Here is a 16,481-nt window from a genome sequence, read left to right on the forward strand (position 1 = left end):
ATGCTGCCGTTGATCTGTGGCACATGGAAGTGCCATCAGATCAACGAGGGGTTTTGTTACTTTTGGCCCGTCAAAAGTAAGGCATAACTACTCAAAATTTAAATTAAAGTAAAAATAATGAAATTCTAATTTTCAAATAACTTTATGAATAAACTTACTGACACTTGAAATTCTTCTTTTACTTTTGAAAGATGAATAGCACTGCTATGCAAGGTAACAAAAATCTTCTGTTAGCTTGATGATACGTCCCTGTATCACAAGCCAACGGCGACATCCATGTCGCCTAATACAAATTCAATTTGGATACGTAGTTCTATTCCGATAAAATGATAAACATGACTTTAAGTCAATTCTAATTCACAATCTAAAAGTTCAGCATTTCCCCTCAATTTCAAACTGAAACAATAAATCCCGTGCTAAACTATCGAGTGGTTTTTGCAGGGACTCATTTATGCACTTTGTTCATCTTGGTATTCATACAGAATTTTCGATTACTGAATCCATCGTACGTATACCTGACTTGGTCAAAGCTGCTGCGAATGACGAGATGCCAGCACTCGCGCTGACTGATTTATCCAATCTACATGCTGCTGTTAAATTCTATAAAAAATGTTTGGATAAAGGCATCAAACCGATTCTTGGCTCTGAAATTCGTCTGAATGATGCTGAGCATCGGGTTACCCTGCTTTCCATGACCAACAAAGGCTGGCGCAACCTGACCGAACTGGTGTCTGAAGGTTATATCAGCGGCCAGCAACTGGATATTCCTTGCGTACAAAAAGATTGGATCTTGAATCAGCACGATGACATGATCGTATTGCTCGGTATGCAGTCCGATGTCGGCAAAATGCTGATTACTTCAAATCCCGATAAAGCTGAACCGCTACTGCAAGAATGGGTAGAGAAATTTGGAAATCGTGTTTATCTCGCCCTCACCCGCACTGGCCGTGCTAATGAAGATACTTTCATTGAAGAAGCGGTAAAGCTCGCAAAGAAATATAATATTGGTGTAGTTGCACATAATGATGTGCATTTTATTGCACGCGAAGACTTTGAAGCACATGAAGCGCGTGTCTGTATCGCAGATGGTTATGTGCTTGGTGATAATCGCCGTCCTAAAACCTATAGCCCTGAGCAATATTTTAAAAGCTCAACAGAAATGGCGGAACTGTTTAGCGATATTCCAACCGCGATTGAAAACACCTTCCATATCGCAAAACGTTGTAATGTCACCCTACGTTTAGGTTTCAACGATCTACCAGATTATCCAATTCCTGAAGGCCATACTATTGACACCTACTTCGCACATTTATGTGAAGAAGGTTTAGAAGAACGCCTGAACTTCCTGTATCCACCAGAAAAACGTGAAGAAGACTGGCCTATAATCCGTCAGCCTTATGATGAACGTCTGGCCTTTGAGATCAAGATTATTCTGGATATGGGCTTCCCAGGGTACTTCTTGATCGTCATGGACTTCATTCAATGGTCCAAAGGAAATGGCGTACCGGTAGGTCCGGGCCGTGGTTCAGGTGCGGGTTCCCTCGTAGCCTATAGTTTGAAAATTACCGATCTTGATCCTCTGCGCTATGACCTGCTGTTCGAACGTTTCTTGAACCCGGAACGTGTTTCGATGCCCGACTTTGACGTCGATTTCTGTATCGCTGGTCGTGACCGCGTAATTGACTATGTGGCACGGACTTATGGTCGTGATGCGGTATCGCAAATTGCGACTTTCGGTACCATGGCAGCGAAAGGTGCGATTCGAGATGTAGCCCGTGTCTTGGGTAAATCTTATGGTCTGGCTGATCGTATTTCCAAACTGATTCCAACCAAGCCTCTGGGTTTAAGCCTTGAAGAATCATTGGAAGCTGAACCTCAACTGAAAGATATCGTCACCAATCCATCAAATCCCGATTATGACGATGCCTCAGAAATCTGGGAAATGGCACTCAAGCTTGAAGGCATTACCCGTAATACCGGTAAACATGCCGGTGGTGTAGTGATTGCACCGACCAAACTGACCGACTATTCAGCCGTGATGTGTGATGCGGATGGTACTGCACGTGTTGCTCAATTCGATAAGGATGATGTCGAAGCTGCTGGCTTGGTCAAATTCGACTTCTTGGGTCTACGTAACCTGACCGTGATTGAAGATGCGATCAAGCATATCAATGCCCGCCCAGACGTGACCGAACCGGTGAATATTTCCTATATTCCGCTGGATGACAAGCCAGCCTATAACATCTTCGCGACGGCGAATACCACCGCGGTATTCCAGTTTGAATCCGTCGGCATGAAGAAAATGCTCAAGGAAGCACGTCCAAGCAAGTTCGAAGAAATTATCGCCTTCGTATCGCTATACCGTCCGGGTCCAATGGACCTGATTCCTGACTTTATCCATCGTATGCATGGTGGCGAGTTTGAATACCTGCATCCATTACTGGAAAAGGTATTAGAGCCGACTTACGGGATCATGGTATACCAAGAACAGGTAATGCAGTCGGCACAGTTCTGTGCCGGCTATAGCTTGGGTGGTGCGGACTTACTTCGTCGTGCGATGGGTAAGAAAAAACCTGAAGAAATGGTCAAGCAGCGTAAGATCTTCATTGAAGGTGCTGCGAAAAAAGATATCGATGAAGCAACGGCGAACCATATCTTCGACTATATGGAAAAATTCGCAGGCTATGGCTTTAACAAATCGCATGCTGCAGCCTATGCACTTGTCGCCTATCAAACAGCTTGGTTGAAAGCGCATTATCCTGCTGAATTCATGTCAGCGGTGATGACCTCGGAAATGCAGAACACTGATAACGTGGTGTTCCTGATTGATGATTGCCGTCATAACGGACTGGAAGTATTACCACCATCGGTGAATATGTCGATTTACCAGTTCCATGCCAGTGATCCAAAAACCATTGTTTATGGTTTAGGTGCGATTAAAGGCGTGGGTGAAGCGGCAATGCAGTCCGTGATTGAATCACGTCAGAAAGAAGGTCCTTATAAAGACCTGTTTGACTTCTGTCACCGTATCGACCTGAAAAAAATCAATAAACGTACGCTCGAAGCCTTGATCCGTGCGGGTGCACTAGATTGTCTAGGCATTGAACGTGCTGACCTAATGGCACAATTGCCTGAAGCGGTACAAGCTGCGGATCAGGCGCGTCAGAACCGTGAAACCGGGATCATGGATCTGTTCGGGGAAGTTGAAGAAGTCCAACGTAAACCTGCCAAACCGGTGAAACCTTGGTCAGATGAAGTTCGTCTGAAAGGTGAAAAAGATACCTTAGGTCTATACCTGACTGGTCACCCAATTGATGTATATCGTAATGAACTAAAAGCTTTTGTACCTTGTCAGATCAATGAATTAACCCCAACCCGTCGTGGTGTAACGACTGTGTTTGCCGGTCTGGTAGTCGATGTCGCTAACTTCCCGAACCGGATGATGGTGACATTAGATGATGGTACGGCACGTATCGAAATTTCCACCAACCATGAACGCTTCCAGCGCTTTAAAGACATCGTTCAGGTCGATAAAGTGGTAGTGATTGAAGGTGAAATCTACGAACGTGAAGGTTTTGACCGTCCACTCGGTCGTTTAACTAAGGCCTTTAGCCTGAATGAAATCCGTCAGAAACGTGCTAACAGCATCAAGATTACCTTGCAAGCTGAACATTACAGCAAAACCCTCAGCCGTGACTTGCAGCAGATTCTAGTGCCATATACCAATGTGGACATGAGCACGCATATTCCAGTGATTCTATATCTGGATTATGGCTATGCCACGGCCGAACTGCATCTGGGTTTAAGCTGGAAAGTTGCGCCGCTGGATGATCTTCTCGCCAAGCTACGTGATTATTTTGGCAAGACTGCGCTCTATATCGAGTATCAGGTGAAGTCTAAAGCTGCACGTGCCGTATCTTATGAAGAAGCTAAGCCAGTTGAGGTTCCACCTCCACCTGCTGACATGAGTATGGACGATGCGCTGGCACAATATGAAGCTGAATCTCAGCCGCAGTATTCATAAATCTCCCATTTTAATATATCCAAACTGGAATCATCATGAGTCAAATTGACAATGCTGCTGTTTCAGCACATCTCTCCCATGTGCGTATTATCATGGTTAATACTACCCTGCCTGCCAATATTGGTAGTGCCTTACGTGCCATGAAAACCATGGGCCTGTGCAAGCTGGTTCTGGTTGCGCCTAAAACCTATCCTCATCCGGATATTGATGCACTTGCTGCAGGTGCAACCGATCTGATCGAGCAGATTGAAATCGTAGAAACGCTAGAAGAAGCCATTAAAGATTGCCAGATCGTCTTTGGTACCAGCGCACGTAGCCGCACTATTCCATGGCCTTTACTAGATGTTCGCCCTGCTGCTGAAAAAGCACTTTCAGCTGTAGTTGAAGATAAACAGGAAATTGCGATTCTGTTTGGCCGTGAAGACCGCGGTCTGACCAATGAAGAACTGGCGATGGCGAATTATCACTTAACCATTCCTGTGAATACTGACTATGGCGTACTCAATGTTGCTCAAGCCATTCAGGTGATCTGCTATGAACTGCGTATGGCAGCACTGGATCAGGTTGAACACCCACGTGATCCCAAAGCCAACATGCAAGTCATTGATGGCATTGAAATGGAGTGGGATGAACCGCTGGTGACCCATGAACAGATGGAACAGTTCTACCCGCATCTGGAAAAAATGCTGGCAGAAATTGAATTTATGGATCCAAAAAACCCACGATTACTTCCTTTACGCTTGCGTCGCCTTTTCGGACGTATACAATTAGATCGTATGGAATATCACTTACTTCGTGGTATTTTCACTCGTGTTCAGGCACTGAATAACGGCACCTGGAAAAAATCTTCCCATACATCACAACAGGATGAGGATCAAAACTAATGCTAAAACAGCTCAAAGAAGATATCCAAGCTGTCTTTGCGCGCGATCCTGCAGCACGCAATACCTTAGAAGTCTTAACCACCTACCCTGGCATCCATGCACTGATTATGCATCGCATGGCACATGAGCTATGGAAAAAAGACTGTAAAGGTTCAGCGCGTGTTTTGTCCTCTTTTAGCCGTTTTGCAACAGGTATCGAAATTCATCCGGGCGCCAAGATTGGTAAACGTTTTTTCATTGATCATGGCATGGGCGTTGTGATTGGCGAAACTGCGGAAATTGGCGATGATGTCACCCTGTATCATGGCGTCACTTTAGGTGGTACCACCTGGAATAAAGGCAAGCGTCACCCGACTCTGGAAGATGGTGTTGTTGTTGGTGCAGGTGCCAAAATTCTGGGCCCATTTACTGTAGGTAAGAATGCCAAGGTTGGTTCCAATGCTGTGGTTACCAAAGCAGTTCCGCCGAATACCACAGCGGTCGGCAATCCTGCCCGATTTATTACCAAAGACCAGCCAAAAGAGGATGCTGAAGCACGTCGTCGTGATTATGCGGAAAGCATTGGTTTCCAGCCTTATGCAACTACACAGGATCAGACCGACCCGATTCTGGAAGGTATGCGTGTTCTACTTGACCGTATTCAACAAAATGAAAAACGCATGAATACACTGTGCAACCGCCTGTCTCTGCTTGACCCGACTTTTAAGAAAAACCAGTTAAATGAACAGCCGTTTAGCAAGGAAGAACTTAAAATTCTGGAAGATGCGCGCCGTGAGTGCGAAGCACAAACCAGTCAGTCCAAGGCCTGACTATAAATCGTAATTCTTTTGTAACACGCATTTGCTTGCATGATCGCAGCACTTTTCATAGACTGACGATCATGCATTTTTTGAATAGATGTTTTAAAAAATAACATGAATGGACGGATATTATGACCTTGAAGCCCTTAGCAATTGCTTGCTTAGCTTTTACCATGACGGCGTGCTCTATGGCACCGACCTCAAGCAAACAAGAACAGAAACCAGCTGATCAGGTAGTTTTTGTTGAACCTGAACTTACTCCGCCATTTTATGCTTTAAATCCATTTAACTATAACGAACCACCTCCATTTGAAGTTCATTTGCAAAAAGCCGCTGCGCAGCCAGTGACGAAAATGGTGGTCACTGATCCTAAAGATCCGTCTAAACAGTTAACCCTAGATGTGAACAAGCTGATCATCCCGATGGTGGATAGCAATACACGCAGTATGCGTTATGCAGCACTTGCCAATGAAAATGAAATCGACATTACCGAAATCGATGATTTCTTGCAGATGGTAGAAGGTAAAGCGCGTCATTATCCACCCCGCTTTAGCGACCGTCAGGAACGCCGTGGTTTTGAAGCAAAACTTCGCGAAGTTTCTCAACAGCTGGATACCTTGGCTTCACGTCCGAATGCTTCATTTGATGTCTTAATGCGTGCATTTAAGGCCAGCGTGATGGCACGTAATCTTGATTTGGGTTCTATCTATACCACCAAATCAATGACCTATGCACAGCGCATTCTTCGTATTAACCAGGATGATGCTGAAGCAAACTTCTGGTTCGGTTTTGGTCTGTCTGAAGGTGGTGGTCACCGCGAAGCAATTCAGTATCTGGACAAGGCAATGCAGGCAGGTGTTCAAGAAGCTTATTTATCTGCGGCAAATAACTACATTGCCATGGAGAATAAAAAGAACGCTGTTCAGGTTCTGAATAATTACAAAATTAAATATCCGCAAGAAGCTGAAGTCGCTGATCGTCTGATTCAGGAAATTGAAAAACAGGGTCGCTGGAACGTATGGCAAGTCATGCAAACAGCCGCTCCTGCACCAACAACCCCTGCACCTACACCAGCACAATAAGCTATATTTCAGATTCATAATATTACAAATAGACCGCTCCGGCGGTCTATTTTTATGGGAAAAAATTAGTAAAATACAAAGCATTATCAAGCTTTATAATTTTAAATGAGTGTTCAAAGTCTTTATGCACGAGAAAATAAATAAGATAGCATTACTTTGCACTGTACTCATGACAGCTGTACTGAGTGGCTGTCAGGTGGTGAGTGTTAAAGAGCAGGCTATTAATGTCACCATCAATAATGAACGCGATAGCATTCTTACACGCGATAAGTTGAGTGAAGCCAGTCTGAATGTCCTATCCATGACCGGACGTGAAGCACAAGTCTGTGAAAATAATCCAGAAGAATGTGTGAAAGAGCTACAAGAAATTCCACAGATTCTGGATGAGCAATTACTTTCAACATCGAGTGAATTATATCTAGCTAAATCACTCCAGCTTGGTAAATCGGCTGAATGTAAAACCAGTGCTCTGGCTAAGACCCGATCTGAAGAAAAACAGCAACTGCAAACCCAGAACCTGCAAAAATGTCAGGAACAGCAGTTACAAATGCTGGATAAAAGTATCCGCTACAGTTATGCCTATCTGTTTCAGACTGAACGTGCACCACAGGACCGGATCTTCGACAACCGACAAGTTCAGATTCGTGACTTTTATAACCTGGCAATTGCTCATTTAATCCAGATCTACGCAGAACGTTATAAAACCAAAGAAGCCGGTCAACGTCTGCAGGTTGGAAACAGTATCTATACCATTAATCTGGACAATTTCCCCCAGCTCAAGAATCAGCCAATTGAACAGTTAATGTCGACCTATAACATGAACTTCTCTGGTCTGCGCTCGATTACCCGTCGTGACGGTTTCGGCTCTGAGTTTCTGGTGGTCTTGCCAGAAGAAGAAATTTCCAAAAAAGATAAAAAATATCTGGTCGATCCACTAAATCACCAATATCAAAATGGCATAAATCCTTTTATTCATTCAGCACGTTATCTGGCAACCACGATTACCGCCATTCCAGAATCAGCAAACTCTGTAGAACAGATCCTGAATAACAGCAACTTCCATTTAAAACTTTATGACCCGTATAAATATGACAAGATTAAAGTTGCCAATAAGGAATATGCTTTAGCGGCAAACTTTTCAGCGCCTTATGGGCTATGGCTGGCAGAAAACAATCTGGGACGCGCAGCTTATCTGACACTGATCAATCGTGACGATAATCTGGTCATGCCGCATCTGTTTATGCTGGAACCTTACAATCCAAATAAGAAGGTTTTATTGCTGATTCATGGTTTGGCCAGCAGCCCGGAAGCCTGGATTCGTTTAACGAATGATATTATGGGTGATCCGGTCTTAAGAGAAAATTTCCAGGTGTGGCAGGTCTTCTACTCAACCAACATGCCTATTCTGGAAAGCCGTTTCCAGATTAATGCGCTGCTTCAACAAGGTTTCGCGCGTATTAGCAATAATGCACCAGCCAAAAAAGAAGCTGTACTGGTCGGACACAGTATGGGTGGTGTCATTGCCCGTCTATTGGTGAGTGATGCAGATATTACCGAGCCCGCTTTTAATATTGTAAAAGATTCAAAGCTGACCAAGTTCCGGGACAATCCACTCTTTAAAGCGCGTTTCAAAATGCAGCCTGTTCCGAATTTCAGTCGTGCTATTTTCCTGGCAGCACCGCATAAAGGGACCGATTATGCAGATCGCTGGCATACCAAACTGGCACGTAAAATTATTCGTGTGCCAAGTGCCTTTTTGGGTGCATTTGCTGACACTGTCCAAGGTGAAATTGGCTTAAGTGATTTTCTGCATGAAGTTGGTCATGATCTGATTCAGAATGGGCCGAGTGATCTTAGTAAGAAATCAAAATTCACGGCACTGACTAAAGATATTAATCCGGCACCAGGTTTCAAATTTCACTCGATTATTGGCAATAATACAGATAGTGATGATGAAAACATCATGACTGATGATGTCGTTGCTTATCAGAGTGCATATCTTGAAGGAGCGGCTTCCAATAAAATTATCAAAGGTGGACATTCCGTTCAGGAAACGCCTGAGGCTGTACTGGAACTCCGCCGCCTTCTCAGATTACATCTGGTCGACCTGGGATTGTATGACCCTGATTAAATTTTGATGAAAGATATAAAAAAGCTGCCTCTGGGTGGCTTTTTTTATGGGCAACCCATGTATCAATACCCTTTTATGCTTTATATCGACTAAGTCCGTCCAAATACAGATTCCTGCGGATTTATGTTTCTTTCTAAAAATTAAATTTGTTAGACTTGAGACAATTATTTTTGACATTCAAACCAGTCTTTACAGGATTTTAGCTTAGGCTATTTTCCAGGTTTTCCGAGGATAGTGTTTCGGAAAAAGATTCAGGTTTTGCTTTATATATTTAAAGGATTTTTTCTTAATGACCAGTTCAGAACTTGTGGCTGATCTCTCTAGCTTAACGCCCATGATGCAGCAGTACATGTCGGTCAAAATGCAGCATCCACACTCATTGATGTTTTATCGCATGGGTGATTTCTATGAACTGTTCTTTGAAGATGCCCATAAGGCCGCCAAAATTTTAGGCATTACCCTGACCCATCGCGGTAAAGCCAATGGCCAGCCAATTCCCATGGCCGGTGTACCTTTCCATGCTGCTGAAGGCTATCTGGCTCGTCTGGTGAAAAAAGGCGAAACGGTGGTGATCTGCGAGCAGATCGGTGAAGTGACTGGTAAAGGTCCAGTTGAACGTGGGGTCGTCCGGATTATCACTCCCGGGACTTTAACTGATGATGCCTTATTAGGTGCGCATCAAACCTCCAACCTGGTGGCTCTGTGTGTTCACCAGCAACAAATCGGAATTGCACTTCTCGACCTGAGTGCGGGTTTATTTAAAGTCCAGCAAATCGATTATGACTTAAGTCAGTTAGCCATTGAATTGGCACGCCTCATGCCTAGCGAAATTGTGATTGATGAAAATCTGCAAGATCAAGCACTGGTAGAACACTTAAAACAACAGCTAGATGTTCCAATCAGTAAACGTCCGAATGTCGACTTCAACCAGAACAATGCCCAGAAGACCTTATGCGACCAGTTTGCAGTAAGTACACTTTCAGGTTTCGGAATTGATCATCTGCCTTTGGCCAAAGCTGCTGCGGCTGCATTGATTCACTATGCCAAAGAAACCCAGAAAACGGCTTTACCGCATATCCGAACCATTCAACTGGAACAAAGTTCAGACTTTATTGCACTGGATCCAGTCACCCGTCGCAACCTCGAATTGATTGAGCCTTTATTTGAACATGGCACTTCATTGTTTCAGCTGATCAATGACTGTCAGACCGCTATGGGTGGCCGTCTGCTTAGCCGCACCCTGATGCAACCGCTTCGTGATACTGCGATACTGGATGAGCGACTGGATGCGACACAGGCATTGCTTGAAGGTTTCCATGAATCGCCAGTCCGTCTGGTCTTAAAAGAAATCAGTGATATTGAACGTGTACTCAGCCGTATCGCTTTAGGTAGTGCTCGTCCACGCGATCTGGTTCAATTACGTCAAGCCTGTGCACAGATTCCATTTTTACGCCATGCGTTACAACCGCTGTTAAGTCAGCAGAATTCGAAATTATTGCAACAGCTGAATGAAGAACTGGGCGATTTTCATGGCCTGCATCAGCGCCTGATGTCCGCCATTGTTGAAAATCCACCGGTATTGCTACGTGATGGCAATGTCATTGCAGAAGGTTTCGATAGCGAGCTGGATGAGCTGCGTAAAATCCGTGATCATGCCGGACAGTTCCTGATTGATCTGGAGATTAAGGAACGTGAGCAAAGCGGCATTCCTACCCTGAAAATCGGCTATAACCGTGTCAGTGGTTATTATATCGAACTGACTCGTGCACAAGCTGAACAGGCACCTGAACATTATATCCGTCGCCAAACGCTGAAAAATGCTGAGCGTTATATCACGCCTGAACTAAAAGCTTTTGAAGATAAAGTATTGTCTAGCGAATCCCGTGCACTTGCTCGCGAGAAAATGCTATTCGAAATGTTGCTGGATGAACTGCGTCAGGATATTGGCAATCTACAGATGATGAGCAGTGCGATTGCCCAGATCGATCTGTTGGCAAACTTTGCCCATCAGGCACGTTTACGCAATTGGGCACGACCAAAATTCAGCCCTGAAATTGGTGTGAAAATCGTTGCCGGCCGTCATCCTGTGGTTGAAGCCTTAAGCAAGGCAGCCTTTACTCCAAATGATACCCAGCTGGATTATCAGCACCGTATGGCCATTATCACCGGTCCAAATATGGGTGGTAAATCCACCTTTATGCGCCAGACTGCCCTGATTGCCCTACTGGCTTATTGCGGTAGTTATGTGCCAGCGCAATCGACAACACTGGGTCCAATTGACCGAATCTTTACCCGGATTGGCTCTGCAGATGATTTGTCGACTGGCAAATCAACCTTTATGGTGGAAATGACGGAAACTTCGCAAATTCTGCATCATGCTACCAGTCAATCTCTGGTTCTGATGGATGAAGTGGGTCGTGGAACCAGTACTTATGACGGGCTGTCCCTGGCTTGGGCTTGTGTGCTGGATCTGACTAAACGGATTCAATGTCTATGTCTGTTCGCAACGCATTATTTTGAGCTAACCGAACTGGACAAAGAAGCAGGAATTGATAACTATCATGTCACAGCCAAAGAACTAAATGGCAACCTTATTCTGCTGCATAAAGTCCAACATGGCCCAGCTAGCCAGAGTCATGGTTTACAAGTGGCTAAACTGGCAGGTATTCCTGCGGCTGTAATTAAAGAAGCTCAGCATCGCTTGAAGATTCTGGAAAAGCAGCATCAGGCCAAACCACAGAGTCCGCAGCATGATCTGTTTGCGATGCCTGAAATCATCGAAAAAGTCATCGAGATTGAAAAGCCTTCAGCAGCGCTTGAATTATTAGAAGACATTGATGTCGACAATCTGAGCCCACGTGAAGCATTACAGCAACTTTATGCTCTTAAAGATCTCATGAAACAGCCAAGTTAAAATCTCTTCTAAGCCCTATCCCGCATAGGGCTTAGCTGATGATGATTCTCATTCCCTAAGCCTTTCATCCAATCATCGCAGTTTTTTCAAATTTAACAGCCCTATATATAACAAATATCAATAAAAGGAATTGTTTGTTCCCTCTATTTTTGCCTAAAATACGGTATTCGTCATTAGAACCATATTTTTTAGGTAGCTGTCGCCATGACCTTCGTTGTCACTGAAAATTGTATTAAATGTAAATATCAAGACTGTGTTGAAGTTTGCCCAGTAGACTGTTTCTATGAAGGTCCTAACTTCCTTGTGATTAACCCGGACGAGTGTATCGACTGCGCGTTATGTGAGCCTGAATGTCCTGCGAATGCAATTTTCTCTGAAGATGAATTACCGGAAGGCCAAGAAGTCTTTATCGAGCTAAATGCTGAACTGTCTCAAAAATGGCCGAACATCACACAAATTGGTGAGCAACCTGCTGACCGTGAAGAGTGGAATGGTAAAACTGATAAATTACAATATCTTGAAAAATAATTTTTCAAATCTTAAAAAAAGACCAGCATAGACTGGTCTTTTTTTATACCCCATCCACACATTTCATTGCAATTTATCCTGATTTTCTCCGTAAAAGTGGACTAAAATAGCGCTATTTTAAAATATCTGAATTGCTATCAATGAAGCATTTAATAAAGGGGTTATTGAGTGTTTGTATAATCCCGCTTGTCTTTGTAGGATGTGCTACCACCACAAAACAGTCTGGTAAAGTAACTCCAGATAAAAGGATTTACATCCCAGAAGAACGAGTCCAGTACAACCATAAACCACAGCCTAAACCGGTTCCTTATGTCTATACTCACTGGGTATCGGCACTAAATAACCTGTCTCTTGTACGTGAATATGAAAACTTTTTGGCCCAGCAAGGGGTCGGAAATATTATTCCAAGTTTTGAGCTGATGCGTACTGCACGGGATTGGGCTAAATGTGGTCGATCGCAATATATGATTCCAAGCCGTGAGCTCTGGTCAAATCAGGTGCCTACTTTACGTGTCTTCAAATATCTGGTTGCTGCCAATGTACTGACTGATTTTGAAGTCACTTCGGTTTATCGTGACCTGCCTTTAAATCAGTGTGCCGGTGGAGCCAATTCTTCACGTCACCTGTTTAACTCGGCAATTGATTTTCGGATCGGACCTGAGTACCCACAGGCTCAGGATTATGCAGCAATTGAAAATACCAAGTTCAAACTGTGCCAGTTTTGGTTACAGCATGGACAAAGCCTGAATATGGGGCTCGGTTTATATGCCTCTGGCCAAATCCATATTGATACTCAAGGTTATCGCACTTGGGGCCCGGATTTAAGTCGTCGCTCATCAATGTGTAATTACTAAGTCATTTCATTTTCTATACAAAGCCAGCTTTTGGCTTTGTATAGCCTAAAAAATCAGCGAATATAGAACAATAAATTGCGCTGTGCCCGGAAAAGTTTAAAATGCACGCATCACAACAAAGGTGCGAGTACTATGCAACAAATGTGGACAGATATTGACCGCTACATTGATTCACATTTAATTCCTGAAGATCCTATCCTGAATCAGACTCTTGAAAATACTGCTGCACATGGTTTTCCAGATCATCTGGCTGTTGCGCCGAATCAGGGCATGCTGCTGCAAATGCTGATCCAGATGAATAAGTGCAAGCGCGTACTGGAACTAGGAACCTTTGCTGCATATAGCACCATGTGGCTGGCTCGTGCCCTCCCTGAAGACGGTTATATCCTGACAATCGAAGGCCGTGATACACATGCTGCGATGGGACAGGAAAATATTGATCGTGCACAGTTAAAACAGAAAGTTGAGCTGAAATGTGGCCGTGCTGCAGATGTGCTTCGTGCCCTGCCTGAAGATACTGAAGCTTTCGACTTTATTTTTATTGATGCCGATAAGCAAAGCTATCCTGAATATCTGGAGCTGAGCTTAAACTTTTCTCACTCCGGTACCATTATCTTCCTGGACAATGTGATTCGTGCCGGTGATATCATCAATCCGGACAATAAAAAACCAAGTATTGAAGGCATTCGTGACATGTTTAAAGCGCTGGAAAATCATCCACGTATCTTGTCTTGTACTGCTTTACAGACCGTCGGTAGCAAAGGCCATGATGGTTTTGCACTCGCAATTGTCAAATAATACGACTAGAACAAAAATCAGCCAATAAAGTATTCTCGATAAATAACATCATCTTACAGAATGTAACCACAGAGTTATCCACAATATATGAGGATAACTCTGGTTATTTTTAATTCAAGCTGTAACAATTTATCAAAAAATACATCTCTGCCGCTTTTGTTATCCTCTTTTTACTTCGCTACCAATAATGGCACTTTAGAATTTCGGAAAATCGTTGTCGCAATACTGCCCAAGAAGAACTGGTGGATCTTGCTGTGACTGAATGCCCCCAAGACAATTAACTGAATCCCATGTTCCTGCTGATAAGACAGGATATTTTCAGCCACTTCTCCGTAGCGGTATTCTGGAACGACCTCTAGTCCTGCTTCTGTCAAATATTGCAGAGGCTCATTCAGGATTTCCACATGATCCCCGATATAAAGCAGATGACATTGTAATTGTCTTAATAAATCACTTTCTGCAATACGTTTCATCATCTTCACACAGGTTGGTGAATATTCATAAGCAAAGATAAAACGTGTCGGTGGTCTGAAGTGTTCCCCTACAGTCATCACTGTACAGTTAGCACCACGGATAAAGTTTTCTACATTGGTGCCGATTGGCTTATTTTTCTCGGCAGAACGCTCACCGAGTAGTCCAATGACTGCAATATCATCAGGTTTTAGAATCTGAAAACTTTGTTCCAGAAAATCACCCTTTTCCTGAATATGTGTGGTGCGGATGCCATAATCTTTAAAGATACGGTCCGAAATATGCTGGAGCAGATTATTGCTATAACTAAGCGCAATTTCACTTTGCTTTTGCTCCAGCTCAGCCAGCTCTTTAAGCAACATGGCATTGCTTTCAAAGCCAATCACACCGCTAATTTCCCCAAGATGATAACTGGCCGGGTAATAATCCAGAACCTGTAATAAAACCAGTTCACGGCCGGTCTGTTTGGCAATCCATGCAGCCGCATCTGCAAGTGCGTTCGTGCATGGTGAGGAGTCTATGCAGGCAATGACACGTTTCATGTTCAGCCTCTCTTTTATAATAAAAATTTCTTAGTTATTTTTAACTTAGCACAAGCATTAGTAAATGTGCACTGAAATCTGTAAGGCTTGAATTGAAATATGTTAACTTTTATGTGATGTGATAAGACCTTTACCGAATATTAAGCACCTGATATAAATCCTTTTTCCAAGAACTTCTTTCACTATTTTAATCCCGATATCGAATCAATTTTGCCGGATTTCCGGCGACAATTGCACGCGCTTCAATATCTTTCGTGACCATGCTATTCATCCCTATAATCGCCTGATCGGCAATTTTCACCCCATCTTTTATGCCGACGTGGGCACCTAGCCAAACATCCCGACCAATCTCAATCCCTTTGGACCTGACTGGCTGCTGATAAATCGGCTGCTCCAGTTCCATCCCATGATCAAAGGCATAAAGATGACAATAGGCTGCGATGCGTACCTGATCATGCAGTTTAATCCCAACCCGACCACCATCCAGAATACAGTGATGATTGATTGCAACTTCGCTCCCTATCTCCAAAGGACCATGTAGCGTACAATCTGCCGCAATAAAGGTATTATCTCCGATACTAATTTTACGACCCGGCTCAGCAAAGATATGCGCCAACGGCGAAATAAAACAGTTTTCGCCAATTTCGACTGTTTCCATCTCCATCAGATAGGTCTGATATTCTTTCTGCCAAGCTTCAGCCCAACCACGATTCTTGGGTTTTAAGGACCAATATAGCCAAGGCATATAATTCAGGCGGTGTTTATGCTGCTCACGATATTTCAGTAATGGATCTGGTTCAGTCATCTGTGGCTTCTTCTATGATTTTTAATTGTTCACGTCCGCGAGTAACATCCTGAATCTTCAGAGCAAAAGGTTCAATCTGATGTTTCTGAAATTGTGCCTGAACCTGTACGCCTTCAGCCGAATATTCTTCCTGATAGTCAATCTGCTGCTGATTCAACTCATACTGAAAAATCGCCCACTCATTAAACTGGCAAGCAAATTCGACCTTTTTCTTTTCAATCAGCTCAATTTTTTCAGCTAATAACAAACATTGTCCAGCACAGCCGCCATAGGCACGGACCAGTCCGCCGGTGCCTAATTTAATACCGCCATACCAGCGATTCACCAGTACCAGTACATTGGTTAGCTCATTGCCTTCAATAGTCGCGAGGATCGGCCGGCCGGCGGTACCCGATGGCTCACCATCATCATTAAAGCGTACATGATGACCGATTTTCCAGGCCCAGCATTGATGAGTGGTGGTCGGATCACGATAGACCTCCAGAAAATCCTTCACATCCTGCTCATTTTCTACAGGTGTGGCAAAGGCCTGAAATCGGCTTTTTTTGATGTCTTCCTCAAAACTGACAAGGCTGGCAATGGTAAATGGCATAACTTCAGGCATTCAAATTTCACCTGTGCAGTATACCTGTTTTGATGGGGCAAAGA

12 protein-coding genes are annotated in these 16,481 nt (G+C 43.8%); 9 read left to right on the forward strand and 3 right to left on the reverse strand.

Going from position 1 to position 16,481, the window contains the following annotated elements:
• The first annotated feature begins 451 nt into the window (after positions 1-451).
• The 9 genes from dnaE (at position 452) to FTU03_RS02880 (ending at position 14,015) form a co-directional block, all read left to right on the forward strand.
• A complete protein-coding gene (gene dnaE / locus FTU03_RS02840; protein ID WP_179992299.1) occupies positions 452-4,024 on the forward strand; it encodes a DNA polymerase III subunit alpha in 3,573 nt (1,190 codons plus the stop codon).
• 35 nt (positions 4,025-4,059) lie between these two features.
• Positions 4,060-4,908, forward strand: a complete 849-nt coding sequence (locus FTU03_RS02845) for an RNA methyltransferase (protein WP_179992298.1) — start codon at positions 4,060-4,062, stop codon at positions 4,906-4,908.
• Entirely contained in the window at positions 4,908-5,717 is an 810-nt protein-coding gene (gene cysE / locus FTU03_RS02850; protein WP_179992297.1) for a serine O-acetyltransferase, read from the forward strand. The genes FTU03_RS02845 and cysE overlap by 1 nt, the downstream gene beginning before the upstream one ends.
• Positions 5,718-5,839: 122 nt before the next feature.
• Complete coding sequence (locus FTU03_RS02855) at positions 5,840-6,790, forward strand: ABUW_2363 family tetratricopeptide repeat lipoprotein (RefSeq protein ID WP_004786208.1); 951 nt, start codon at positions 5,840-5,842, stop codon at positions 6,788-6,790.
• A 124-nt stretch (positions 6,791-6,914) separates the two neighbouring features.
• Positions 6,915-8,921 carry a triacylglycerol lipase gene (locus tag FTU03_RS02860; protein ID WP_179992296.1) on the forward strand — a complete coding sequence of 669 codons (2,007 nt, stop codon included), beginning with the start codon at positions 6,915-6,917 and terminating at the stop codon, positions 8,919-8,921.
• Between the two features lie 289 nt (positions 8,922-9,210).
• On the forward strand, positions 9,211-11,835 hold the full coding sequence (mutS, locus tag FTU03_RS02865; RefSeq protein ID WP_179992295.1) for a DNA mismatch repair protein MutS: 2,625 nt from the start codon (positions 9,211-9,213) through the stop codon (positions 11,833-11,835).
• 204 nt (positions 11,836-12,039) lie between these two features.
• Positions 12,040-12,363: a ferredoxin FdxA gene (gene fdxA, locus FTU03_RS02870; protein WP_004786212.1), complete on the forward strand. Its 324-nt coding sequence runs from the start codon at positions 12,040-12,042 to the stop codon at positions 12,361-12,363.
• Positions 12,364-12,503: 140 nt separating this feature from the next.
• Positions 12,504-13,217 (forward strand): D-Ala-D-Ala carboxypeptidase family metallohydrolase, encoded by a 714-nt coding sequence (locus tag FTU03_RS02875; RefSeq protein WP_004786214.1) that lies wholly within the window; start codon positions 12,504-12,506, stop codon positions 13,215-13,217.
• 132 nt (positions 13,218-13,349) lie between these two features.
• On the forward strand, positions 13,350-14,015 hold the full coding sequence (locus tag FTU03_RS02880; RefSeq protein WP_179992294.1) for an O-methyltransferase: 666 nt from the start codon (positions 13,350-13,352) through the stop codon (positions 14,013-14,015).
• 170 nt (positions 14,016-14,185) lie between these two features.
• Here FTU03_RS02880 and FTU03_RS02885 read toward each other — a convergent pair whose 3' ends face one another.
• The 3 genes from FTU03_RS02885 to FTU03_RS02895 all read right to left on the reverse strand — a co-directional run bounded on the left by FTU03_RS02885 (position 14,186) and on the right by FTU03_RS02895 (position 16,425).
• Positions 14,186-15,028, reverse strand: a complete 843-nt coding sequence (locus FTU03_RS02885) for a universal stress protein (RefSeq protein WP_034703837.1) — start codon at positions 15,026-15,028, stop codon at positions 14,186-14,188.
• Between the two features lie 187 nt (positions 15,029-15,215).
• Entirely contained in the window at positions 15,216-15,833 is a 618-nt protein-coding gene (locus tag FTU03_RS02890) for a DapH/DapD/GlmU-related protein (protein WP_004786220.1), read from the reverse strand.
• On the reverse strand, positions 15,826-16,425 hold the full coding sequence (locus FTU03_RS02895) for a YigZ family protein (protein WP_159122803.1): 600 nt from the start codon (positions 16,423-16,425) through the stop codon (positions 15,826-15,828). Before FTU03_RS02895 ends, FTU03_RS02890 begins: the two co-directional genes overlap by 8 nt.
• Positions 16,426-16,481 lie beyond the last annotated feature (56 nt).

The organism is Acinetobacter sp. YH12046 (assembly GCF_013419905.1).
Taxonomy (GTDB): domain Bacteria; phylum Pseudomonadota; class Gammaproteobacteria; order Pseudomonadales; family Moraxellaceae; genus Acinetobacter.